We start from the raw sequence: 20,806 nt of genomic DNA on the forward strand, positions 1-20,806 counted from the left end.
CCATGACCTCGCCGATCCGTACCGAACGCCATGACGACGTGCTCGTCATCATCTCCGACAACCCGCCGGTCAACGCGCTCGGCGCCGCGGTCCGGCAGGGGCTGGAAGCCGCGATCAAGGAAGGCGTCGCCGATGCCTCGATCGAGGCGATGGTGATCCGTTGCGATGGCCGCACCTTCTTCGCGGGCGCGGACATCACCGAATTCGGAAAGGCAATGGTCGAACCCGGCCTGCCGACGGTCGTCGACCTGATCGAGGCATCGACCAAGCCGGTCGTCGCCGCGATCCACGGCACGGCGCTGGGCGGCGGCTGCGAAGTGGCGCTCGGCTGCCATTATCGCGTTGCGGTGCCGTCGGCGAAGATCGGCACGCCCGAGGTGAAGCTCGGCCTGCTGCCCGGTGCGGGCGGCACGCAACGTATCCCGCGCATCGCTGGCGTCCGCATGGCGCTGGAAATGACGGCGAAGGGCGATCCGATCCCGGCGAAGAAGGCGGCGGACGCCGGACTGATCGACAAGATCGTCGGCGAGGACAGCCTGGAGGCCGATGCGATCGCCTTCGCACGCGAGGTGAAGGCCAAGCGGCCGATCCCGCGCGCGTCCGAAAAGGAGGCGAAGGCAGACCCCGAGGCGGTCGCCGCCTTCACCAAGGACAATGCGCGCCGTTTCCGCGGGTTCGAGGCGCCGGCCGCCAACATCGCCTGTGTCGTCAAGGCGACCGAAACGCCGTTTGCCGAGGGCATCGCCTTCGAACGGCAGGAATTCATGAAGCTGATGATGGGGACGCAGTCCGCCGCGCAGCGCCACATCTTCTTCGCCGAGCGGCAGGCCGCCAAGATCGACGATGTTCCCGCGGATACGGTCAAGCGCCCGATCAAGCGCGTCGGCGTGATCGGTGCCGGTACGATGGGCGGCGGCATTTCGATGAACTTCCTGTCCGCTGGCATTCCGGTGACGATTGTCGAGATGCAGGCCGACGCGCTCGATCGCGGCACCGGCACTATCCGCAAGAATTACGAGGCGACCGCCGCCAAGGGCCGGATGAAGCCCGAGCAGGTCGAGGCGGCGATGGGCGCGCTCAACCCGACGCTCGACTTCGACGCACTCGCCGATTGCGACCTCATCATCGAAGCGGTCTACGAGAACATGGACGTGAAGAAGGAGATCTTCACGCGACTGGACGCCATCGCCAAGCCCGGCGCGATCCTGGCGTCCAACACGTCCTACCTCAACATCGACGAAATCGCCGCCTGCACCGGGCGTCCGCAGGACGTCGTCGGCATGCACTTCTTCTCGCCCGCCAACGTGATGAAGCTGCTGGAGGTGGTGCGCGGTGCCAAGACCGCGCCCGACGTGCTCGCGACGGTCATGGACCTTGCCAAGACGATCAAGAAGGTGGCGGTCGTCGCCGGCGTCACCTACGGATTCATCGGCAACCGCATGCTGATGCCGCGCCAGGTCGAGGCGAACAAGCTGCTGCTGGAGGGTGCGACGCCCGAACAGATCGACCGCGTTCATGTCGCCTTCGGCATGCCGATGGGGCCGTTCCAGATGGCCGACCTCGCCGGCGTCGATATCGGCTGGCATCGCGACCCCAACCGGATCGAGAACGTCCGCGACGCGCTCGCCGCCGAAGGACGCTGGGGCCAGAAGAAGCAGGCCGGCTTCTACGATTACGACGAAAAGCGGACCCCCTCCCCCAGCCCCGCGTCGCCGAGATCATCGACGAATGGCGGACCAAGACGGGGACACCGCAGCATGACGTCACCGACGAGGAGATCGTCGAACGCACCCTGTACACGATGGTCAACGAGGGCGCGCTGATCCTCGAGGAAGGCATGGCGCAGCGTGCGTCGGACGTCGATGTCGTCTGGATCTATGGCTACGGCTGGCCGGTCTATCGCGGCGGACCGATGTTCTGGGCGAAGTCGGAAGGGTACGACAAGGTCGTGGCAGGACTTGAGAAGCACGGCTTCGACGTTGCCAAGAGCCTGAAGTCGGGAACGATCAAGTGACCGACCTCGACACCTTCCGCTCCGACACCCGCGCATGGCTGGAGGCGAACTGCCCCCCCGAAATGCGCGAACCCGTCCGGTCCGACGCGGACGTCTGCTGGGGCGGCCGCGGCTACGATCCTGACGCCAACCCGCCGCAGAAGGCATGGCTGGACGCGATGGCGGGCCGCGGCTGGACGGTGCCGGATTGGCCCAGGGATTATGGCGGCGGCGGACTGTCGGCGGCGGAAACCAAGGTCTTGCGCGAGGAGATGGCGGCGATCCGCGCACGCAATCCGCTCAATTCCTTCGGCATCTCGATGCTTGGGCCGGCGCTGTTGAAGTACGGGACCGAGGAACAGAAGCTCGAGCATCTGCCGAAAATCGCGCGCGGAGAGATCCGCTGGTGCCAGGGCTATTCCGAACCCAATGCCGGGTCCGACCTCGCCGGCCTCGCCGCCAGCGCCGAGGATGCGGGCGATCACTATATCGTCAACGGGCAGAAGGTGTGGACCAGCTATGCCGACAAGGCGGACTGGATCTTCTGCCTCGTCCGCACCAGCAAGGCCTCGAAGCAGGGCGGCATCAGCTTCGTGCTGTTCGACATGGCATCGCCCGGCGTCTCGACCAAGCCGATCCTGCTGATCAGCGGCTATTCGCCGTTCTGCGAGACCTTCATGGACGACGTGAAGGTGCCCAAGGCCAACCGCATCCACGACGAAAACAAGGGCTGGGACGTCGCCAAATATCTGCTCGGCCACGAACGCGAGATGATCAGCGGCATGGGTCTGGGCGGCGGCGGGCGCAATCCCCTGATCGAAGGTGCGATCGCGACGGTTGGACTGGACCACGACGGACGGCTGGCCGACCCGGTCCTGCGGACGCAGATCGCGCTGTTCGAGGTGCGGGCGAAGGCGTTCGCGGCGATGTCCGAACGATTCATCGACGAGCTGAAGGCGGGGCGTGCGCATCCGGCGCAACCCAGCATGATGAAATATGTCGGCACCGAGCTGAACAAGGATCGCCACGAACTGATGATGGCGGCCGGTGGATCGGATGCGCTGGAATGGGAGAGCGAGCGATCCGGCACCGGCGCCGCGCCCCGTGCGTGGCTGCGCACAAAGGCGAACTCGATCGAGGGCGGCACGTCCGAGATCCAGCTCAACATCATCGCCAAGCGGATTTTGGAGCTGCCCGGCGCCTGAGCCGACACATTCCGTCACCCCGGACTTGTTCCGGGGTCCACTTCTCCACCGGCGCTTCGGCTTGAGGCACGGTGGCCCCCGGAACGAGTCCGGGGTGACGCAGGAATTGATCGATGCCCCTCTTTCTTAACGACGAACAGACGATGCTCCGCGATACGGCAAGGGACTTCGTCGCCGAACATGCCTCCGTGTCGCATCTGCGCGCGCTACGCGATGCGGACGATCCCACCGGCTTCAGCCGCGACCTGTGGAAGCAATTCGCCGACATGGGCCTTAACGGCATCCTGATCCCGGAGGCGCAGGGCGGCCTCGGCCTCGGCCACGTCGAGGCGGGCGTGGTGCTGGAAGAGATCGGCCGCAACCTGTCACCGTCACCCTTCCTGACGACCGCTGTCGCGGCGGTGGCGGCGCTGCAAGGGTCGGCACAGGCGGACCGCTGGTTCCCCGGCATCATTGCCGGCGAGACGGTCGCGGCGCTGGCGATCGACGAGGGCGCCAAGCATCGGGACGCGATCGGCCTCAAGGCGGAGCGATCGGGCAACGGCTTTCGCCTGACGGGCGACAAGCGCTTCGTCACGCACGGCCATGTCGCCGACCTGCTGATCGTCGCCGCCCGCACGGCCGGCTCGGCGGACGAGGCGGATGGCGTGACGCTGTTCGCGGTGCCGCGCGACGCCGCCGGGCTGACCGCCACGCCCGAACGGCTTGCCGACGCCAGTCTCGCCGCCCGGATGACCTTCGACGGTGTCGAGGTGAATGCCGATGCGGTGATCGGCGAGGTCGATGCCGGGCGCGATCCGCTCGGGCGGCTGCTGCGGGCTGGCCGCACGGGTGCCGCCGCCGAACTGCTCGGCGTCGGCGGCGGGGCGATGGACATGACCGTCGGCTATCTGAAGGAACGCAAGCAGTTCGGCGTGGCGATCGGCACGTTCCAGGCGCTCCAGCATCGCGCCGCACATCTTTACAGCGAAATGGAGGTCGCGCGCGCCGCGGTGCTCAAGGCGCAGCAGTTGATGGATACCGGAGCGGATGCCGACGAGGCGGTGTCGATCGCCAAGGCGATGACCGGGATGGCGACGACGCTGTCGGTACAGGAGGGAGTGCAGATGCATGGCGGCATCGGCATGACCGACGAATATGACATCGGCTTCTACATGAAGCGGGCGCGGGTGCTGGCCGAGATGTTCGGCGACATCGGCTTTCATGCCGACCGGCTGGCAAAGGCGGCAGGCTATTGATGGCGGAGTTCCGCGAACGCACTCCCGAAGAACTGGCGGCGGGGCTGGTCACGCTGCTCGACGTCGAGGAGATCGACGTCGACCTGTACCGCGGGTCCCGCCAGCCGGGTGGGCGCGGCCGGGTGTTCGGCGGGCAGGTGATCGCCCAGGCGCTGCAAGCGGCGCAGCGGTCGGTCGAGGGCAAGGACGCGCATTCGCTCCACGCCTATTTCATGCGGCCCGGCGACGAGAATTTTCCGATCGTCTATCAGGTGACGCGGGATTTCGAGGGCAGGAGCTTCGCGACCCGGCGGGTGGTGGCGACGCAGCGCGGGCAGCCGATCCTCAACCTCGCGGCCTCGTTCCAGACGCCGGAGGACGGCTTCCACCATCAAAGCGCGATGCCCGACGTGCCGGCGCCGGAAACGCTGACGTCCGAACGCGAACTCCGCCTGCTCGTCGCCGATCAGGTGCCGGAGAAATTCCGCGATTTCTTCACGCGCCGACAGAATGCGATCGAGTTGCGCCCGCTATATCCCCGCAACTGGTTCGCACCGGAAAAGCGCGCGCCCAGCAACGCCGCCTGGTTCCGCACCACGGCGGCGATCGGTGACGATCCGGCCGTGCACCGCGCCGCGCTGGCCTATGCATCGGACATGGCGCTGCTCGCGACATCGATGATGCCGCACGGGGTCAACTGGCTGACACCCGAGATGCAGACCGCCAGCCTGGATCATTCGCTGTGGATCCACGAACCCTTTCGCGCCGACGAATGGCTGCTCTACACGACCGATAGCCCATGGGCAGGTCACGCGCGGGGGATGAACCGCGGCAGCATCTTCACCCGGGACGGGCGGCTGGTCGCCAGTGCGGCGCAGGAGGGGCTGATCCGCCAACGCACGCCGCGCGGATGACGCGTCAGTCGGGCGCGCTCTCGGCGGTCGGCGTGCCTGGCCTGCGGATCCGGTACAACACCCGGTCGATGCAGCCGACATAGCCACCGCCGCCCGCCCTGAAGGTGGCGTTGCGGATCATCGCCGTTGCGGCGTCGCCGAATTCCGCGGTCGGTTCCGCCTGCAATATGCGGACGTTGCCCGTCTGCCCCCAGGGCGCGACGTCATAGGCCACGATGGCCCAGCCCTCGATGCTGCGGCGGCTGTAACCGGACGGATAGGTCAGAACCGGCTTGCGATCCCAGACGTGGTCGCGCGGGCAGGTGGCAGCGGCCGGGCGCAGCGCATCTTCTTCCGGCGCCGGCGGCGGTGGCAGGATCGTCCCCCGCTTGTAATAGAAATACAGGCAGCCGGCGCGCGCACCGCGTTCGAACCGCGATGCCGCCACGGCCTTGCGCGCCGCCACGTCGAGCGCGGGCGTGCCGCTGCCCGCCAGTGCGCGCAACCTAGTCGGCTTGCCCGACCGGTCGATGTCATACCCGACCATGCTCCAGCTCGGATAGCCGGGCTGGTCGGGTAACCGCTTGAAATCGGGAAAAGCGCGCAACAGCACCGCGGGTTCTGGATCGGCGCAATCGTCGCCCGGCATGCGCAACCGGTCCGCGATCGCCTTTGCGCGACCGCTGGTCGGGAACACGGTATACGCCATGACGTCGGCCAGCGGTGCAGCGGCGATCGGCGTGAGATTCGCGGTGAACGTCACGGTACAGCCCGTCCGCTCAGGCCCGGGTGCGAAGCGGCTGGCGGCAAAGGCCGGCACGACATCCTGCGCATCGGGAACATAGGCGTTCTCCGCCGGCGTGCGGCGGACGATCGACAGGGGACGTCCCGTGGCATCGATCCGGAAGTCGAGCGTCATCGTCCGGCGCTGGCTGGCGATGTCCCAAGCCAAACCGACCTGCGGGTCCGGCGCGCGCACCACCTGTTGCGCCGTCACGCCGGCACCTCCGCCGCTGCACAGGACCGGGCTCGCCATCCAGCGCAGCAACTGCTGCTCCGGCCTGCCGGTCGGTCCGATCCGCACTCGCATGCGGCAGCGGATCGATAACGACCGGTGGTGGTGGAACCTGAACCGGTCCGGCGAGCGACAGGGCGGCGAGGATGATGCGCATGTCGCCATCCTGACGCGCGTCGATGACGCCAGCAAGTCGGTTACACCGCGGTCTTGCCGTAATCCTGCCGGGTGACGGGATGGCTCGACGACAAGCCGCCATCGACGGCGATCGCCTGTCCGTTGATGTAGCTGGCATCGTCGGAGGCGAGGAACAGCGCGACCTTGGCCAGCTCGCCCGGCTGCGCGCCGCGACGCAACGGGTTCAGTCGACCGATCCGATCGGTCTTGCCGGCATCGCGGGCGTAATCGAACGTCGGCTTGGTCATGCCGGTCTCGGTCAGCCCGGGACAGATCGCGTTGACGCGCACGTTGCTGCCCGCCAGCTGCTGCGCGGCGACCGCGGCGAGGTTCATGACGCCCGCCTTCGACGCCGAATAGGCGGGCGACCCGGCGCCCGACCGGATACCGGCGACGCTGGCGGTGAGGACGATGGCGCCGCCGCCGGTCCGTGCAGCGCGCGCCGCGATGCGCGGTGCGGCATGCTTGATCGCCAGAAAGGGCCCGATCAGGTTGACACGCAGGACATCGGTGATGAGCGCCACGTCGGTGTCGAAGATGTTCGCCATGCCCCCCGAGATGCCGGCATTGGCGAACATCACGTCCAGCCCGCCGAACCGGTCGCAGGCGAGATCGACCGCCCGAACCACGTCGTCTTCAACACCGGCATCCATGCGGATGGCGTGTGCGATGCCGCCGGCCGCCACGATCGCCGCCGCCGTTTGCTCCGCGCCTTCGGTGAGGTCGGCAGCGACCACCCGGCCGCCCTCGCTCGCGAACAGCAGTGCGGCGGCGCGACCGATGCCGCTGCCGGCCCCGGTGACGATGATCGACCTGTCGGTGAAGCGCGCCATCAGATCGTCACCCCGCCATCGACCACCATCGCCTGCCCGGTCATGTAGCGGCCCGCATCCGACGCCAGATAGACGACCGCGCCAGCGATATCGATCGGGTCGCCCAGCCGGCGCAGCGGCGTGTGCTTGCTCGACCGGCTCTCCGCTTCGGGCGTATCCCAAAGGGCGCGGGCGAAGTCGGTCTTGATGAGGCCGGGGGCGATGCAATTCACCCGTACGTTGTCGGGCCCGTATTCCACCGCATAATTGCGTGCCAACTGGAAGTCCGCCGCCTTCGACACGTTATAGGCGCCGATCATCGGCGAACCGCGCAGTCCGCCGATGGACGATACGATGACGATCGACCCATCGGACCGCTCGCGCATCTCGGGCACCACCATCTGGATCAGCCAGTGGTTGGACAGGATGTTGTTGTCCAAGATCTTGCGGAACTGGTCGTCGGCGATCCCCTCCATCGGTCCGTAATACGGGTTGGATGCCGCGTTGCAGACGAGTACGTCGATCCGGCCGAAGGCGGCGCGGGTGGCATCCACCAGATGCTGCAGCGCCTCTTTCGACGAGATGCTGGCCGCGACGGCGATGGCGCGGCCCGCGCCGAATTCGGCATTGATCTCGGCCGCGACGATGTCGCACGCGTCCTGCTTGCGGCTGCTGATGACGACGCGAGCGCCGGCCCGGGCAAGTTCGATCGCGCTGGCCTTGCCGATACCGCGCGACGAGCCGGTGATGATCGCGACCTTACCGGTCAGGTCGAAGAGTGACATGTAATCCTCTCGATTATCTAATTATGCACCTGCGGCCTGGGCGAATTGCCAGCTCGCCGCGGCCAGTCGATGAACCTGCGCTGCCGAACGTTCGGCGTGCGCGCTGGAGGCGGTACCGTCGACGATCCGCTTTTTGATCCCCTGCACGATGCCGGTGAGGCGGAAGAGGTTGAAGGCGAAATACCAGTCGAGGTCGGGAACGCCGTCGCGGCCGGTGCGGGCGCAATAGCGGCGCGTCATGTCCTCGATCGTCGGGATGCCGGTGTCGGAACCGGTACGCCCCTTCACGCCCGATCGCCCCTCCGGCTCGGTGACCCAACTCATCAGGAAATATGAAAAATCGGCAAGCGGATCGCCGAGTGTCGACAATTCCCAGTCGAGCACCGCGATGACGCGTGGCTCGGTGGGCGAAAAGATCATGTTGTCGATCCGGTAATCGCCATGGACGATCGACGTCCGCGTCTGTTCGGGAACGGTGCGCGGCAGAAAGTCGATCAGCTTTTCCACCTCGGGCATGTGTTCGGTTTCGCTGGCGCGATATTGCCTGATCCAGCGTTCGGTCTGGCGGGCGAAATAATTGCCGGGCTTGCCGTAATCGCCCAGGCCCGCGGCGACGTGATCGGTGTTGTGCAGGTCGGCGAGGGTATCGACCATCGCGTTGTAGATGCCGGTGCGCTGTTCCGGGCCATAGTCCGGCAAGGTGCCGTCCCACAGGTTGCGACCGTCGGCCAGCGCCATGACGTAGAACATCGACCCGATCACGCTATCGTCCGTGCACAGGCCGTAAGGTTTGGCGACGGGAAAGCCGGTCGGGTAGAGGCCGGCGATCAGGCGATATTCGCGATCGACCGCATGGGCGGAGGGAAGCAGCGGCCCGAACGGCTTGCGTCGCAGGACATAGGCGCCCGACGGGCTGTCGACGCGGTAGGTCGGGTTGGACTGGCCGCCCGCGAATTTGGCGTAGGTAAGCGGACCGGTGAAGCCGGCAACGTTCGCCCTCATCCAGCGCGTGAGGTTCGCCTCGTTCAGCCGGTCCTTGTCCGCGACGGGTATGGTGTCGGTCATGCGGTTCCGCTCCTCGCATCTCCCACGTCATCCCCGCGGAGGCGGGGATTCATGGACGCCTGCGTTGCGGCGCCTTCGTCAGCGGCGCGACAATGGATCCCCGACTTCGCGGGGATGACGACGGGGGACAAATGAATATTCCTCACCCGAACGTGATCACGCTGCGGGTGGCATCGCCCTTGCGCAATTCGTCGAAGGCGTGATTGATCCGCTCCAGCGGCATGCGCTCGGCGATGACCGCGTCGAGGTCGAGCTGCCCGCGCATGTAGAAATCGACCAGCCGCGGAATGTCGACCGGGAAGCGGTTGCTGCCCATCAGCCCGCCTTGCAACCGCTTGCCCGACAGCAGATCGATCGCCGACAGGCCGACCTTTTCGGTCGGCGGCAGCATGCCGAGGATCGTCGCGGTGCCGCCGCGGCGGAGCACCTTGACCGCGGTGGCGGCGCTCTGCGGGCGGCCGACCGCCTCGATCGCGTGGTGGACGCCGCCCCTGGTAATCTCGACCACCTCGTCCGCCGCGGTCGGCGACAGCGCGTCGATACTGTGCGTCGCCCCGAGCTTTTCCGCCAGCGCGCGCTTTTCCGATACCGGATCGAGCGCGATGATCTTGCCCGCGCCGGCGATCTTCGCGGCATTGACCGCCGCCAGGCCAATGCCGCCACAGCCGATGACGCACACCGTCTCGCCGGGCGTCACGTCGGTGGTGTTGAACACCGCGCCTGCACCGGTGGTGACCGCGCATCCGATCAGCGCGGCGCGGTCCATCGGCATGTCCGGATCGATCGCGACGCAGGCGTTTTCGTGGACCAGCATCATTTCGGCATAGGCGGACAGGTTGAGCATCTGCGCGACCGGCTGGTCGCCGAGCATCAGCCGCGGCGCGGCGCCTTTCGGCCGGCGCACGCCCGCATCGACGCACAGGAACATGCGCCCGGTGACGCAGAATTCGCACTGGCCGCAAAAGGCGCTGAGACAGGTGACGACATGGTCGCCCACCTTCACCGTGCGCACCTCGCTGCCGACCGCCTCGACCACGCCCGCGGCTTCGTGTCCGGGAATGGTGGGAAGCGCGTGCGGATAAATGCCGTCGACGAAATGCAGGTCGGATCGGCAGACACCCACTGCGACGGTGCGGATCAACACCTCATGCGCTGCGGGACTGGAGACGGTGACGTCCGCGATCTCCAGCGGCTGTTTCGGTTCGAAGAGGACGGCAGCTTTCATGACTTAGTCTTTCTCCAATCGATCGCACTCACCCTCACCCTTCACACCGCCTGCGGCGGCGGGCCCCTTCCCTCTCCCATCGGGAGAGGGAGAGACGCCGAAGGTGGCAATGAGTGAGGGTGACGGGGTTAGCGCGCCGGCCGTTCCGCGGCGTATTCGCCGTATTTGCCGAACTCGGCGCGGGCGATGGCGCGGTTGTGGACCTCGTCGGGACCATCGGCGAAGCGGAGCGTCCGCAAGGCGGCCCAGGCATGGGCGAGATGGAAATCCTGTGACACGCCGCCGCCGCCATGCGCCTGGATCGCATCGTCCAGGATCTGCAGTGCCATCGTCGGCGCCGCGACCTTGACCATCGCGATCTCCAGTTGCGCGGATTTGTTGCCGGCCTTGTCCATCATATCGGCCGCCTTCAGGCACAGCAGCCGCGTCATTTCGATGTCGATGCGGGCCTTTGCAATGCGTTGTTCCCAGACGGAATGATCCGCGATCCGCTTGCCGAACGCGACGCGCGACAACAATCGCTTGGCCATCGCCTCGATCCCCGTCTCCGCGACACCGATGGTGCGCATGCAATGATGGATGCGGCCCGGCCCCAGCCGCCCCTGCGCGATCTCGAACCCGCGCCCCTCGCCGAGCAGCACGTTCTCGACCGGTACGCGGACATCGGTCATCACCACTTCGCCATGGCCGTGCGGCGCATGGTCGTATCCGTAGACGGTCAGCATCCGCTCGATCGTGACGCCGGGCGTATCCATCGGCATCAGGATCATGCTCTGTTGCGCATGACGCTTGGCGGACGTGTCGGTCTTGCCCATCACGATCGCGACCTTGCAGCGCGGATCGCCGACGCCCGACGACCACCATTTGCGGCCGTTGATGACGTAATGATCGCCGTCGCGGACCATCGATGTTTCGATGTTCGTCGCATCGGACGAGGCGACGGCGGGTTCGGTCATCAGGAACGCCGACCGGATTTCGCCGCGCATCAACGGCCCCAGCCACCGCTCCTTCTGCTCGCGCGTGCCGTAGCGGTGGAACACCTCCATATTGCCGGTGTCGGGGGCGGAGCAATTGAACACCTCCGACGCCCAGCCGATCTTGCCCATCTCTTCCGCGCACAGGGCGTATTCGAGGTTGGTGAGCTGCGTGCCTTCGAACGCGAAGCTGTCGTCGACGTGGGACTGGCCGGAATTGGGCGGCATGAAGAAATTCCACAGGCCGGCGGCCTTCGCCTTTTCCTTGCACGCCTCGATCACCGGGATCACCTTCCAGCGCTCGCCCTCATGTTCCTGGGCGTCATGCTCCGGCACCCGCGGGCGGATTTCCTGGTCGATGAAGCTGCGCACCCGATCGCGAAAATAGGTTTCGCGCTCGCTGAGGGTGAAGTCCATTGTACCTCTCTCCAATCGTCTTTGATCCAGGGTCTAGGCCGTACCGCACATTCGGTAAAGTGCCTGCGACGGTCGGATCGGCGCTTTTCACGCCTGAAAAGCGGATGGCGGAAAAAACACTGTTTCTTCGAAAGCGCAGCCGGTAGAGTGGCGACATGGATCAGACGGGGGCGGACGCCGAGCTCAACGGCGGCGACATCGGCAACGGGGAAGAACAGGGAACGAAGCGTTTCAGGGCGAAGCGCGACGCGATCCTGTCCGCCGCTGCGGAAGCGATCAACGAACAGAGTGCCAAGGGCATGACCTTCGCCGACGTGGCACGGCGCGTAGGGCTGAACACCACCAGCGTCACCTATTATTTCAAGCGCAAGGAAGACCTGGCGGCCGCGGCGTTCGAACATACGCTGGACCAACTGCTGGCGATGATCGACGAGGCGATGGCGGCACCGACGCCCAGGCAGCGCGTCCGCCGCTATCTGTCGCTCAACATGGATCGCCTGGCCCGCGTGCAGCGCGGTGAGGACCGGGCGATGGCGGTGCTGTCCGACCTGCGTGCCACCGAGGAGCCAAACCGTACCCGTTTGCTGAATCGCTGGCGCGAGGTGTTCCGCCGCACCCGCGCCCTGTGGGGACCGGCCGCGACGCGCGCGCAGACCGACCTGTTCGGCGCCAGGGCGCACGTGTTGCTTGAGAATACCTTCTGGCTGCCGGTCTGGCTGGTCCGCTACGAACCCGACCAATATGACCGGGTCGAAGCGCGGCTGATGGACGTGTTCGAACACGGCATCGCCGGTGCCGACGTCAGCTGGGCGCCGCAGCCGATCGACCTTGAGCATGAGGAGATCGAACCGGGGCGTGCCGCCTTCCTGCTGGCGGCGACACGGCTCATCAACGAACTGGGCTATCGCGGCGCCTCGGTACAGCGGATCGCGGCCGAGCTGAACGTCACCAAGGGCAGCTTCTACCACCATCTGGATGCCAAGGACGATCTGGTGATCGCCTGCTATCGCCGCAGCTTCGATACGATCACCGACGCGCAACGCCTGGCGGAAGAAGCGGGCGGTTCCCATTGGGATCGGCTGGCGAGCACGATCGCGACGCTGCTCGACGTGCAGTTCGCCGAACGCGCGCCGCTGTTGCGCACGACCGCGCTGTCGGGCTTGCCCGGCGTGGTCAGGACGGCGATGGTCGACCGGTCAAACCGGATCGCGCGCCGCTTCGCCGGCACGATCATGGACGGCATCGCGGAGGGATCGATCCGCGCGGTCGACGCCCTGGTCGCGGCGCAAGCGCTGATGGCGCTTCAGAATGCGGCGTTCGACATGCGCAAATGGGCGGCGACCATGCCCCGCGACCGCGCGATCGGCATGTATGCCTCGACCTTGCTGTTCGGCCTGTTCGACGATCGCGCCCTGGCGGCGGCGTAGCGGATCGGCGCCCAGGCGGCAGGGCGCGGCGCTCAATATCCGTTGAGGCGTGCGAACCGTTCGCGGTGGAACGCCGCATTGCCCCACATCGCCTCCAGCACGGCAGCCCGCTTCATATAGAAGCCGGCATCGTGTTCGTCCGTCATGCCGATGCCGCCATGCAGCTGGATCATCTCGCGGGTCACCAGTCGGGCGGTGTCGCCCGCGACCGATTTCGCCAGGCTGACCGCCTGATCGAGATCGGATCGCCCGGCATCGATCGCCTCGAGCGCGCCCTCCACCACGGAACGCATCAGTTCGAGCTCGGTCAGCATTTTGGCCATGCGGTGCTGCAAGGCCTGGAAGGTGCTGAGCGCCTGGCCGAACTGGACGCGGGTCTTGAGGTAATCGTTGGTGGTCGCAAACGCCTGTTCGGCAAGGCCCAGCATTTCCGCGGCCGCCAGCGCGGCGGCATAGTCGACGACCTTCGCGGTCAGATCGACCCCGCCGAGCCGCGTCGCGGGTGCGGCGGCGAAGCGGACCTCGGCGTGGCTGCGCGCATCGGCCATCCGGCGGGGCGAACGGGTGACGCCGTCGGTTCCGGCGACCAGATACAGGCCGTCCTCGGCAGCGACGACGAACACTGCGGCGCTATCCCCCTCCGTGACGAACAGCTTGGTGCCGGTCAGCCGGCCGCCCTCGACCCGCGTCGCGATGGCCGCGCCGTGGACCGGGCCTTCGTCGATGGCCAGCGTCGCCACCACCTCGCCCGCCGCGATGCGCCCCAGCCATTCTGCCTTGGCGGCGTCGTCTTCGCCCAATGCGATCGCACTGGCGGCAGGGCCGGTCGAGGCGAGCGGACTGGCGGCGAGGTTGCGGCCCAGTTGCTCGACGACCATGCCGAGCGACAGATAGCCGAGCGCGGAACCGCCCTGGCCTTCCGGAATGACAATGCCGCCCCAGCCCATCTGGCCGATCTCGCCCCACGCCGCGGCGTCATAACCTTCGGCCGGGGCAGCATCGCGCAACTTGCGAAAGGCGGTGACGGGCGATTCGTTGTCCGCCCATTCGCGCGCCATATCGCGCAGCATCGTCTGTTCTTCGGTGAGGACGGCCATATGTAATCCTGTACTGTTCGGCAGGGGGATCGACTGTGCATCGTCCCCCTGCTCCTCTCCAACCCTTGCCCGGTTACTGGTGATCCAGCATGCCGAGGATGCGTTTGGCGACGATGTTGTTCTGGATTTCGGAGCTGCCGCCGTAGATCGATACCGCTTTCCCCCACAGCCAGGTGCGGGTCTGCGCGAGTTCGGCGTCGGTGAAGCCCTCCCCTTCCCAGCCGAGGCCGTTCATGCCCATGATCTCGATGCCGAGTTCGGCGCGATCCTGCGTGATGCGCGCGCCGACGTTCTTCATGATCGAGGTCGCGGCGGACGGCCCCTGGTTCGACTTGGCCTCCAGCGCGGCACGGCGCAGCGTCAGCATGAATGCGCGCGTATCCATCTCGTGCCGGACCAGCCGCATGCGCAGGTCGGCGTCGGACAGGCGCCCGTCCGCATCGGTGCCGCGATAGTCCTTGGCCACCTGGCTCAGCGGCTTGCCCGCGAGCAGGCGCCCGGCCGATCCACCGCCGCCGGACAGGCTGGAGCGCTCGTGCTGGAGCAACCGCTTGCCGATCGTCCAGCCTTCCCCCTCGCGCCCGACGAGGTTGCCCTTCGGCACCTTCACGTCGGTGAAGAACGTCTCGCAGAACGGCGACGAACCGGAGATGAGGCGGATCGGCTTCACCTCCACCCCGGGCGAATCCATGTCGATCAACAGGAAGCTGATGCCCTCATGCTTCTTCGTCTTGTCGGTGCGGACGAGCGCGAAGCATTTGTCCGCCCATTGCCCGCCCGACGTCCACGTCTTCTGACCGTTGACCAGATAATGATCACCCTTGTCCTCGGCGAACATCTGGAGCGCGGCAAGGTCCGACCCCGCGCCCGGCTCCGAATAGCCCTGGCACCACCGCACCTCGTTGCGGGCGATGCGCGGGATATGCTCCTGCTTCTGCTCCTCGGTGCCATATTCCAGCAACGTCGGGCCGAACATCATCACGCCCATGCCGCCGATCGGATTGGACGCGCCGATCCGCGCCATCTCGTCCTGCAGCACGCGCGCTTCGGCACGCGACAGGCCGCCGCCGCCATAGGCGCTGGGCCAGGTGGGCACGCCCCACCCCTTCTCCCCCATCGCGCGGGTCCAGGCCGCTTCATCGGCGGACGGGTCCTGCGGCCCCTCAAGAGCGGACAGGCCCACGTCCTTGTACGCCAGGCTCTTGGGGAAATGCGCGGCAAGCCAGTTGCGCACGTCTTCGCGGAAGGCGGCAAGCGGATCTGATTCGGCAGCGGATGCCATCGGCGGTCTCCTGAACCCGATTCTGAAGATCGGGTATGCTCTGACGGGCCATGCCACGAAAGATCGGGCCTGCAAACCCCCGCCATTGGCTGCGCCGTCACAATCGGGCAGAACGTCGCAGCCGGCAGCGGCATGGCGGGAGCGGGGGAGCATGCGGTTCGAGCATAAGGCGGTGCCGATGGCGCTGGCGGCGGTGCTGATCGACACGATCGGATTCGGCATCGTCGCCCCGGTGTTTCCGGCCCTGCTGACCAGCCTGGGCCACACCGGTGTGGAGCATGCGACGCGTATCGCGGGATGGATGCTGGTGGTCTACGCCGCCGCGCAGTTCGTCGCCGGGCCGGTGCTTGGCAATCTGTCCGACCGGTTCGGACGGCGACCGGTGCTGATCGCATCGATGCGGAGTTTCGGGGTCGATTATGCGGTGATGGCGGTCGCGCCCAGCATCGCCTGGCTGTTCGTCGGCCGGACGGTGGCCGGGGTCGCCGGGGCGGTCTATGGACCGGCGGGGTCGGTGATCGCCGACGTGACGCCGCCCGAAAGACGCGGCGCGACGTTTGCGCTGATTGGCGCGATGTTCGGACTGGGCTTCATCATCGGCCCGGCACTCGGCGGACTGTTCTCGTTATGGGGACCGCGTGCACCTTTCTACGCAGCGGCGGCACTCGCGCTCATCAATGCCGCGGTGATGATGGCGGCGATGCCGGAAACGCTGGCCGTGGAGAACCGGCGGCCGTTCCGCTTGCGCGATGCGCATGTCATCGGCGCTTTCCGGCCGCTGTTCCATGCCGGCCATGCGGCGCCGCTACTGGTGGCGATGTTCCTGTGGCAGCTTGCCCATATGGTCTATCCGGCGACGTGGAGCTTCTGGGCGACGGCGCGGTTCGGCTGGGATGCCAAGGCGATAGGCTGGAGCCTCGCGTTCGTCGGGCTGGTTTCGACGATCGTCCAGGGCGGTCTGACCGGCCGTGCGATCGGCCGGTTCGGCGAACGGCAGGCACTGTTGATCGGGCTGCTCGCGGGCGGCGGCTCGTTCCTGGCGTTCGCCGCGGTAAGCGCCAGCTGGCAGGTCTATGTGTTGTTCTGCACCAGCGCGCTGTCGGGCTTCGCCATGCCCGCGCTCCAGGGGCTGATGTCGCGCATGGTCGATGCGACGCGGCAGGGCCAGTTGCAGGGCGGGCTCGGCTCGATGGGCAGCGTGTCGGCGATTATCGCGCCGCTGTTGCTGACGCAGGTGCTCGCCTGGGGGATCGACCATGACTTTCCGGGTGCGGCATTCGTGATCGCGGGCGTGCTGGGCCTTGCCGCCGCGGCGATCGTGGTGACCCGGGTGCGGGTGGCCGCAACGTGAGGTCCTGCTGATCTTCGAAGATTGCGTATGGCGCGATCGGACTGCTTCACCTACCCTGCCGCGATGCACACCGCCGCCGCCATGCTCGCGTCCGACTTCGCGACCCTCCCCGATCTGATCGCCGCCCACGCCCGCGAGCGCGGCGAGCATATCGCGCTCGCCGACGCGGTGCAGGTGATGACCTACGCCGCGCTCGACCGCGCCATGAACCGCGTCGCCGCCGCCTTGCAGCGGGACGGCGTACCGCCGGGCTCGGCACTGGCGATCGTGGCGCAGGCGAGCGTGGATTATGCCGTCGTGTTCCTCGGCGCGCTGCGTGCCGGGTGCGTCGCGACGCCGCTCGCCCCGTCGGCGACACCCGCATCGATCGCCGCTATGATCCCCGATTGCGGTGCGCCGATCGTATTTCTGGACGCGGATCAAGCGGCCATATTGGCGCAGCAGCCGTTGCCCGCGAAGCGCATCGTTTTCGGCGCCGCCTTCGCGGACTGGCTGGCGGCGGCGGATGCCCGCCCCGCGCCCGTGGCGATCGCGCCGGACGACGCCTTCAACATCATCTATTCATCCGGCACGACCGGCACGCCCAAGGGCATCGTCCAGAGCCACGCGATGCGCTGGGCCCATATCGCCCGCAACGCCGCCGCCGGATTCGACGAAGCGGTGACGATGATCGCAACGCCGCTCTATTCGAACACCACCCTCGTCAGCTTCCTGCCGACGCTCGGCTGGGGCGGCACCGCGGTACTGATGGGCAAGTTCGACGCGCGCACCTATCTGGCGCTTGCCGAGCGGCACCGGGCGACGCACACGATGCTGGTACCGGTGCAGTATCAGCGTATCATGGCGCTGGACGATTTCGGCCGGTTCGACCTGACCTGCTTCCGTTTCAAGACCAGCACCAGCGCGCCCTTCGCACCGGCGCTGAAGGCGGATGTGGTGGCGCGCTGGCCGGGACTGCTGGTGGAATATTACGGCATGACGGAAGGTGGCGCGTCCTGCGGCCTCAACGCCAGCGCGCATCCCGACAAGTTGCACACCGTCGGCCAGCCGCTGCCCGGCCACGAGATCCGCCTGATCGACGACGACGGCCACGAGGTCGCGCCGGGCGAGGCGGGCGAGGTGGTCGGCCGGTCGCCGACGATGATGACCGGCTACCATGGCCGCGACGATGCCACCCGCGCGGCCGAATGGCATGACGCGGACGGCAACCGCTATATCCGGCATGGCGATGTCGGCCGGTTCGATGCGGATGGGTTCCTGATCCTGATGGACCGCAAGAAGGACCTCATCATCTCGGGCGGCTTCAACATCTATCCGTCCGATCTGGAAAGCGTACTGATCCGCCATCCGGCCGTCGCCGACGGCACGGTCATCGGCGCACCGTCGGATGCATGGGGTGAAACGCCGGTCGGCTTCTACGTCGCGCGGCCCGGCTTCGAGGGAGAGGATGCCGGCGTGATCCTGTCCTGGGTCAACGAACAGGTCGGCAGGACGCAGCGCTTGTCGGCGCTGCATCGCATCGGCGAATTGCCGCGCAGCGCGATCGGCAAGGTGCTGAAGCGCGACCTGCGCGACCGGCTGGGAGAATTCGCATGACGGCTCTTCGCGACGTGATCGCCGGGCTGGAGCCGATCGAGGGCGGCTGGCAGGGTCAGGTGCCCGATGGCTGGTTGCAGGGACGCACGGCCTATGGCGGGCTGTCCGCGGCGCTCGCGTTGCATGCCGCCATGGCGTCGGATGACGACCTGCCGCCGCTGCGGTCGGCGCTGGTCGCGTTCATCGGGCCGCTGAGCGGTCCGATCACGATCCGCGCGCAGCGGCTGCGGCGCGGCCGCAACGCCGCCTTCGTCCAGGCGGATGTCGCGAGCGAGGCGGGGCTGGGGCTGCGCGCGACGTTCGTGTTCATGTCCCCGGTCGCCTCTGCTGTCGATGTGCGTACCGGCACCGCCCCGGCGGCGTCCCTGCCGGGGCCGGAGGACAAGGTGTTGCGCGGCCATCCCGCCATCGCCTTTTCGCAGAATTTCGAACTGGTCGAACGCCGGGAGGCGGCGACGGCGGAATGGCTGCGCTGGGTGCGCCTGAAGGATCGCACCGGACTGCACCCGATGGTCGAATTGATGGCGGTGGCGGACTGCCTGCCGCCGGTCGCCTTGAAGATGCTCGGCCGGCCGGCGCCGGTCAGTTCGATGACGTGGCAGCTCAACCTGCTGGGCGATGCGCCGGCGACCGAGGATGGCTGGTGGTTGCTGCAGGCGACGAGCGATTATGCCCGGGCCGGCAATTCGAGCCAGCGGATGGGGATATGGGCAGCGGACGGCAACCCGGTCGCAGAGCAGATGCAGAGCGTGGCGGTCTTCGCCTGAAAAGGATGACGGGTGGCCGGGCCCTTCCTCCCACAGGATACAGGTCTGCGTACCGTCCCGATGCGACAGATTGCGACACTTTTTCCCCCACCGGACATAAGCCGGCGACAGTCCCGACCGATACCGCCCATCGTTCGGTGAAGGGATCGGCCCTGCCGATGGAGGTCGCGACGATGCACAGGGTTATGGCGTTGATGATGACGGCGGGCGGAATGCTCGCCACGGGTGCGGTCGCGCAGACGGTGGCGCCCCCGCCCCCGATGCAGCACGGCCGCGGACTGATGCGGGCGGATGCGAACCATGACGGCACGATCACGCGCGCCGAGATGATCGCCGACGCCGAAACGCGCTTTGCGGCAATGGACGCCGACAAGGACGGCAAGGTGACCGCCGCCGAACGCGATGCGGCACGCGCGGCGATGCGCGCACGGCGGCGTGACGGTGCCACGGGTGGCCCGGACGGCGGTCCGCGCGGTGGCGGTGGCGGCGGCTTCGGCATGCGCGGCGACCCTGATGGCGACGCCGTCCTCACCCGCGCCGATGCGGTGCAGCGCGCCGGCAAGCGCTTCGACCGGCTCGACACCAACCACGACGGCAAGCTGGACGCGGCAGAGATGGCCGCCGGCCGGCCGATGCGCGGCGCTCGCCAGGCCGGCGCGATGCCGCCGCTGCCAGCCGCCGCCGCGCAGCCGCAATGAGGGTGCGGCCGGGCGGGACGATCCCGCCCGGCTTTGCAGGAGACCGATCGCATGGCTATTGCCGAACCGATGGGAGACATGCCGCACCTGCTGCTCGTCGATGACGAGCGTTCGATCCGTGAGCCGCTGGCGCAATATCTCACCAAGCAGGGGTTCCGCGTCACCCAGGCGGCGGACGCGGAAAGCGCGCGGACGCGGCTGGCCGCCTATGCGATCGATCTCGTCATCCTCGACGTGATGATGCCGGGCGAGGACGGATTGTCGCTGTGCCGCCACATCGCCGCGACCACCGATACGCCGGTGATCCTGCTGACCGCCAAGGCCGAGGAAACCGACCGGATCGTGGGGCTGGAGATGGGCGCCGACGATTATGTCGTAAAGCCGTTCAGCCCGCGCGAACTGGCGACGCGGGTAAAGGTGGTGTTGCGGCGGCTGACCGCGGGCGGCGCTCGCCAGCATCCCCCGGAAAGCGGTTCCTACGCCTTTGCCGGCTGGGTGCTGAAGACCGGCGAGCGTGCGCTGGTCGACCGCGAGGGCGTGTCGGTGCCGCTGTCGACCGGCGAATACAACCTGCTGCTGGCGCTGGTGACCCGGCCGCGGCAGGTATTGACCCGCGACCAGCTGCTGGATCTGACGCAGGGGCGAGAGGCGGCGGCGTTCGATCGTGCGATCGACAATCAGGTCAGCCGCCTGCGCCGCAAGATCGAGGCGGATGCGAAGCTGCCCGAGATCATAAAGACCGTCTGGGGCGGCGGCTACACCCTCGCGGCCGAGGTGACGCGTCTGTGAAGCTGCGATTGTGGCCGCGCA

Annotated in this window: 17 protein-coding genes and 1 pseudogene; 10 read left to right on the forward strand and 8 right to left on the reverse strand. The window is 67.3% G+C overall.

The window, feature by feature from the left end; genetic code table 11:
• The first annotated feature begins 2 nt into the window (after positions 1-2).
• The 4 genes and pseudogenes from GTH33_RS15050 (at position 3) to GTH33_RS15065 (ending at position 5,329) form a co-directional block, all read left to right on the forward strand.
• Positions 3-2,014: pseudogene (locus tag GTH33_RS15050) on the forward strand (3-hydroxyacyl-CoA dehydrogenase NAD-binding domain-containing protein).
• Positions 2,011-3,198, forward strand: coding sequence for an acyl-CoA dehydrogenase family protein (locus GTH33_RS15055; protein WP_163959096.1), 1,188 nt, complete (start codon positions 2,011-2,013; stop codon positions 3,196-3,198). The pseudogene GTH33_RS15050 and the gene GTH33_RS15055 overlap by 4 nt, the downstream one beginning before the upstream one ends.
• 113 nt (positions 3,199-3,311) lie before the next feature.
• Entirely contained in the window at positions 3,312-4,436 is a 1,125-nt protein-coding gene (locus GTH33_RS15060) for an acyl-CoA dehydrogenase family protein (RefSeq protein WP_163959097.1), read from the forward strand.
• Positions 4,436-5,329 carry an acyl-CoA thioesterase gene (locus tag GTH33_RS15065; protein ID WP_163959098.1) on the forward strand — a complete coding sequence of 298 codons (894 nt, stop codon included), beginning with the start codon at positions 4,436-4,438 and terminating at the stop codon, positions 5,327-5,329. The genes GTH33_RS15060 and GTH33_RS15065 overlap by 1 nt, the downstream gene beginning before the upstream one ends.
• A 4-nt stretch (positions 5,330-5,333) precedes the next feature.
• Here the strand turns inward: GTH33_RS15065 and GTH33_RS15070 are convergent, their stop codons facing one another.
• From GTH33_RS15070 to GTH33_RS15095, 6 genes are all read right to left on the reverse strand, one after another.
• Entirely contained in the window at positions 5,334-6,398 is a 1,065-nt protein-coding gene (locus tag GTH33_RS15070) for a TonB family protein (protein WP_163959099.1), read from the reverse strand.
• Between the two features lie 122 nt (positions 6,399-6,520).
• Positions 6,521-7,333: an SDR family NAD(P)-dependent oxidoreductase gene (locus GTH33_RS15075; protein ID WP_163959100.1), complete on the reverse strand. Its 813-nt coding sequence runs from the start codon at positions 7,331-7,333 to the stop codon at positions 6,521-6,523.
• Positions 7,333-8,097, reverse strand: coding sequence for an SDR family oxidoreductase (locus tag GTH33_RS15080; protein WP_163959101.1), 765 nt, complete (start codon positions 8,095-8,097; stop codon positions 7,333-7,335). The genes GTH33_RS15075 and GTH33_RS15080 overlap by 1 nt, the downstream gene beginning before the upstream one ends.
• Before the next feature lie 21 nt (positions 8,098-8,118).
• Positions 8,119-9,162 carry a phosphotransferase family protein gene (locus GTH33_RS15085; RefSeq protein WP_163959102.1) on the reverse strand — a complete coding sequence of 348 codons (1,044 nt, stop codon included), beginning with the start codon at positions 9,160-9,162 and terminating at the stop codon, positions 8,119-8,121.
• Positions 9,163-9,304: 142 nt separating this feature from the next.
• Positions 9,305-10,387, reverse strand: a complete 1,083-nt coding sequence (locus GTH33_RS15090; RefSeq protein WP_163959103.1) for a Zn-dependent alcohol dehydrogenase — start codon at positions 10,385-10,387, stop codon at positions 9,305-9,307.
• 128 nt (positions 10,388-10,515) lie between these two features.
• A complete protein-coding gene (locus GTH33_RS15095) occupies positions 10,516-11,778 on the reverse strand; it encodes an acyl-CoA dehydrogenase family protein (RefSeq protein WP_163959104.1) in 1,263 nt (420 codons plus the stop codon).
• 155 nt (positions 11,779-11,933) lie between these two features.
• On the opposite strand from GTH33_RS15095, the gene GTH33_RS15100 reads away from it, so the two are divergent.
• The gene (locus tag GTH33_RS15100; protein WP_163959105.1) at positions 11,934-13,205 is read left to right on the forward strand and encodes a TetR/AcrR family transcriptional regulator; all 1,272 of its coding nucleotides are present in this window, start codon (positions 11,934-11,936) and stop codon (positions 13,203-13,205) included.
• 32 nt (positions 13,206-13,237) lie between these two features.
• On the opposite strand, the gene GTH33_RS15105 is transcribed toward GTH33_RS15100, so the two are convergent.
• Both GTH33_RS15105 and GTH33_RS15110 read right to left on the reverse strand, forming a co-directional pair.
• Positions 13,238-14,302: an acyl-CoA dehydrogenase family protein gene (locus GTH33_RS15105; RefSeq protein WP_163959106.1), complete on the reverse strand. Its 1,065-nt coding sequence runs from the start codon at positions 14,300-14,302 to the stop codon at positions 13,238-13,240.
• A 73-nt stretch (positions 14,303-14,375) separates the two neighbouring features.
• Positions 14,376-15,584 carry an acyl-CoA dehydrogenase family protein gene (locus tag GTH33_RS15110; RefSeq protein WP_163959107.1) on the reverse strand — a complete coding sequence of 403 codons (1,209 nt, stop codon included), beginning with the start codon at positions 15,582-15,584 and terminating at the stop codon, positions 14,376-14,378.
• 151 nt (positions 15,585-15,735) lie between these two features.
• Here GTH33_RS15110 and GTH33_RS15115 point away from each other — a divergent pair, with 151 nt between their 5' ends.
• The 5 genes from GTH33_RS15115 (at position 15,736) to GTH33_RS15135 (ending at position 20,785) form a co-directional block, all read left to right on the forward strand.
• Positions 15,736-16,935, forward strand: a complete 1,200-nt coding sequence (locus GTH33_RS15115; protein ID WP_208403966.1) for an MFS transporter — start codon at positions 15,736-15,738, stop codon at positions 16,933-16,935.
• Between the two features lie 27 nt (positions 16,936-16,962).
• Entirely contained in the window at positions 16,963-18,531 is a 1,569-nt protein-coding gene (locus GTH33_RS15120) for a class I adenylate-forming enzyme family protein (RefSeq protein WP_243848219.1), read from the forward strand.
• Entirely contained in the window at positions 18,528-19,298 is a 771-nt protein-coding gene (locus GTH33_RS15125; RefSeq protein ID WP_163959108.1) for an acyl-CoA thioesterase, read from the forward strand. Before GTH33_RS15120 ends, GTH33_RS15125 begins: the two co-directional genes overlap by 4 nt.
• Before the next feature lie 137 nt (positions 19,299-19,435).
• A complete protein-coding gene (locus tag GTH33_RS15130; protein ID WP_249054912.1) occupies positions 19,436-19,996 on the forward strand; it encodes an EF-hand domain-containing protein in 561 nt (186 codons plus the stop codon).
• Between the two features lie 69 nt (positions 19,997-20,065).
• Positions 20,066-20,785, forward strand: a complete 720-nt coding sequence (locus GTH33_RS15135) for a response regulator (protein WP_163960118.1) — start codon at positions 20,066-20,068, stop codon at positions 20,783-20,785.
• Positions 20,786-20,806 lie beyond the last annotated feature (21 nt).

It is taken from the genome of Sphingomonas insulae (genome assembly GCF_010450875.1).
Lineage (GTDB): Bacteria > Pseudomonadota > Alphaproteobacteria > Sphingomonadales > Sphingomonadaceae > Sphingomonas > Sphingomonas insulae.

Bases quoted from the DNA above. Each gene is read 5' to 3' on its own strand.
- GTH33_RS15090 (WP_163959103.1), bottom strand. From the start codon at position 10,387: ATGAAAGCTGCCGTCCTCTTCGAACCGAAACAGCCGCTGGAGATCGCG.
- GTH33_RS15070 (WP_163959099.1), bottom strand. From the start codon at position 6,398: ATGCGAGTGCGGATCGGACCGACCGGCAGGCCGGAGCAGCAGTTGCTG.
- GTH33_RS15120 (WP_243848219.1), top strand. From the start codon at position 16,963: ATGGCGCGATCGGACTGCTTCACCTACCCTGCCGCGATGCACACCGCC.
- GTH33_RS15095 (WP_163959104.1), bottom strand. From the start codon at position 11,778: ATGGACTTCACCCTCAGCGAGCGCGAAACCTATTTTCGCGATCGGGTG.
- GTH33_RS15115 (WP_208403966.1), top strand. From the start codon at position 15,736: ATGCGGTTCGAGCATAAGGCGGTGCCGATGGCGCTGGCGGCGGTGCTG.
- GTH33_RS15110 (WP_163959107.1), bottom strand. From the start codon at position 15,584: ATGGCATCCGCTGCCGAATCAGATCCGCTTGCCGCCTTCCGCGAAGAC.
- GTH33_RS15060 (WP_163959097.1), top strand. From the start codon at position 3,312: ATGCCCCTCTTTCTTAACGACGAACAGACGATGCTCCGCGATACGGCA.
- GTH33_RS15075 (WP_163959100.1), bottom strand. From the start codon at position 7,333: ATGGCGCGCTTCACCGACAGGTCGATCATCGTCACCGGGGCCGGCAGC.
- GTH33_RS15065 (WP_163959098.1), top strand. From the start codon at position 4,436: ATGGCGGAGTTCCGCGAACGCACTCCCGAAGAACTGGCGGCGGGGCTG.
- GTH33_RS15085 (WP_163959102.1), bottom strand. From the start codon at position 9,162: ATGACCGACACCATACCCGTCGCGGACAAGGACCGGCTGAACGAGGCG.
- GTH33_RS15135 (WP_163960118.1), top strand. From the start codon at position 20,066: ATGGGAGACATGCCGCACCTGCTGCTCGTCGATGACGAGCGTTCGATC.
- GTH33_RS15100 (WP_163959105.1), top strand. From the start codon at position 11,934: ATGGATCAGACGGGGGCGGACGCCGAGCTCAACGGCGGCGACATCGGC.
- GTH33_RS15125 (WP_163959108.1), top strand. From the start codon at position 18,528: ATGACGGCTCTTCGCGACGTGATCGCCGGGCTGGAGCCGATCGAGGGC.
- GTH33_RS15105 (WP_163959106.1), bottom strand. From the start codon at position 14,302: ATGGCCGTCCTCACCGAAGAACAGACGATGCTGCGCGATATGGCGCGC.
- GTH33_RS15080 (WP_163959101.1), bottom strand. From the start codon at position 8,097: ATGTCACTCTTCGACCTGACCGGTAAGGTCGCGATCATCACCGGCTCG.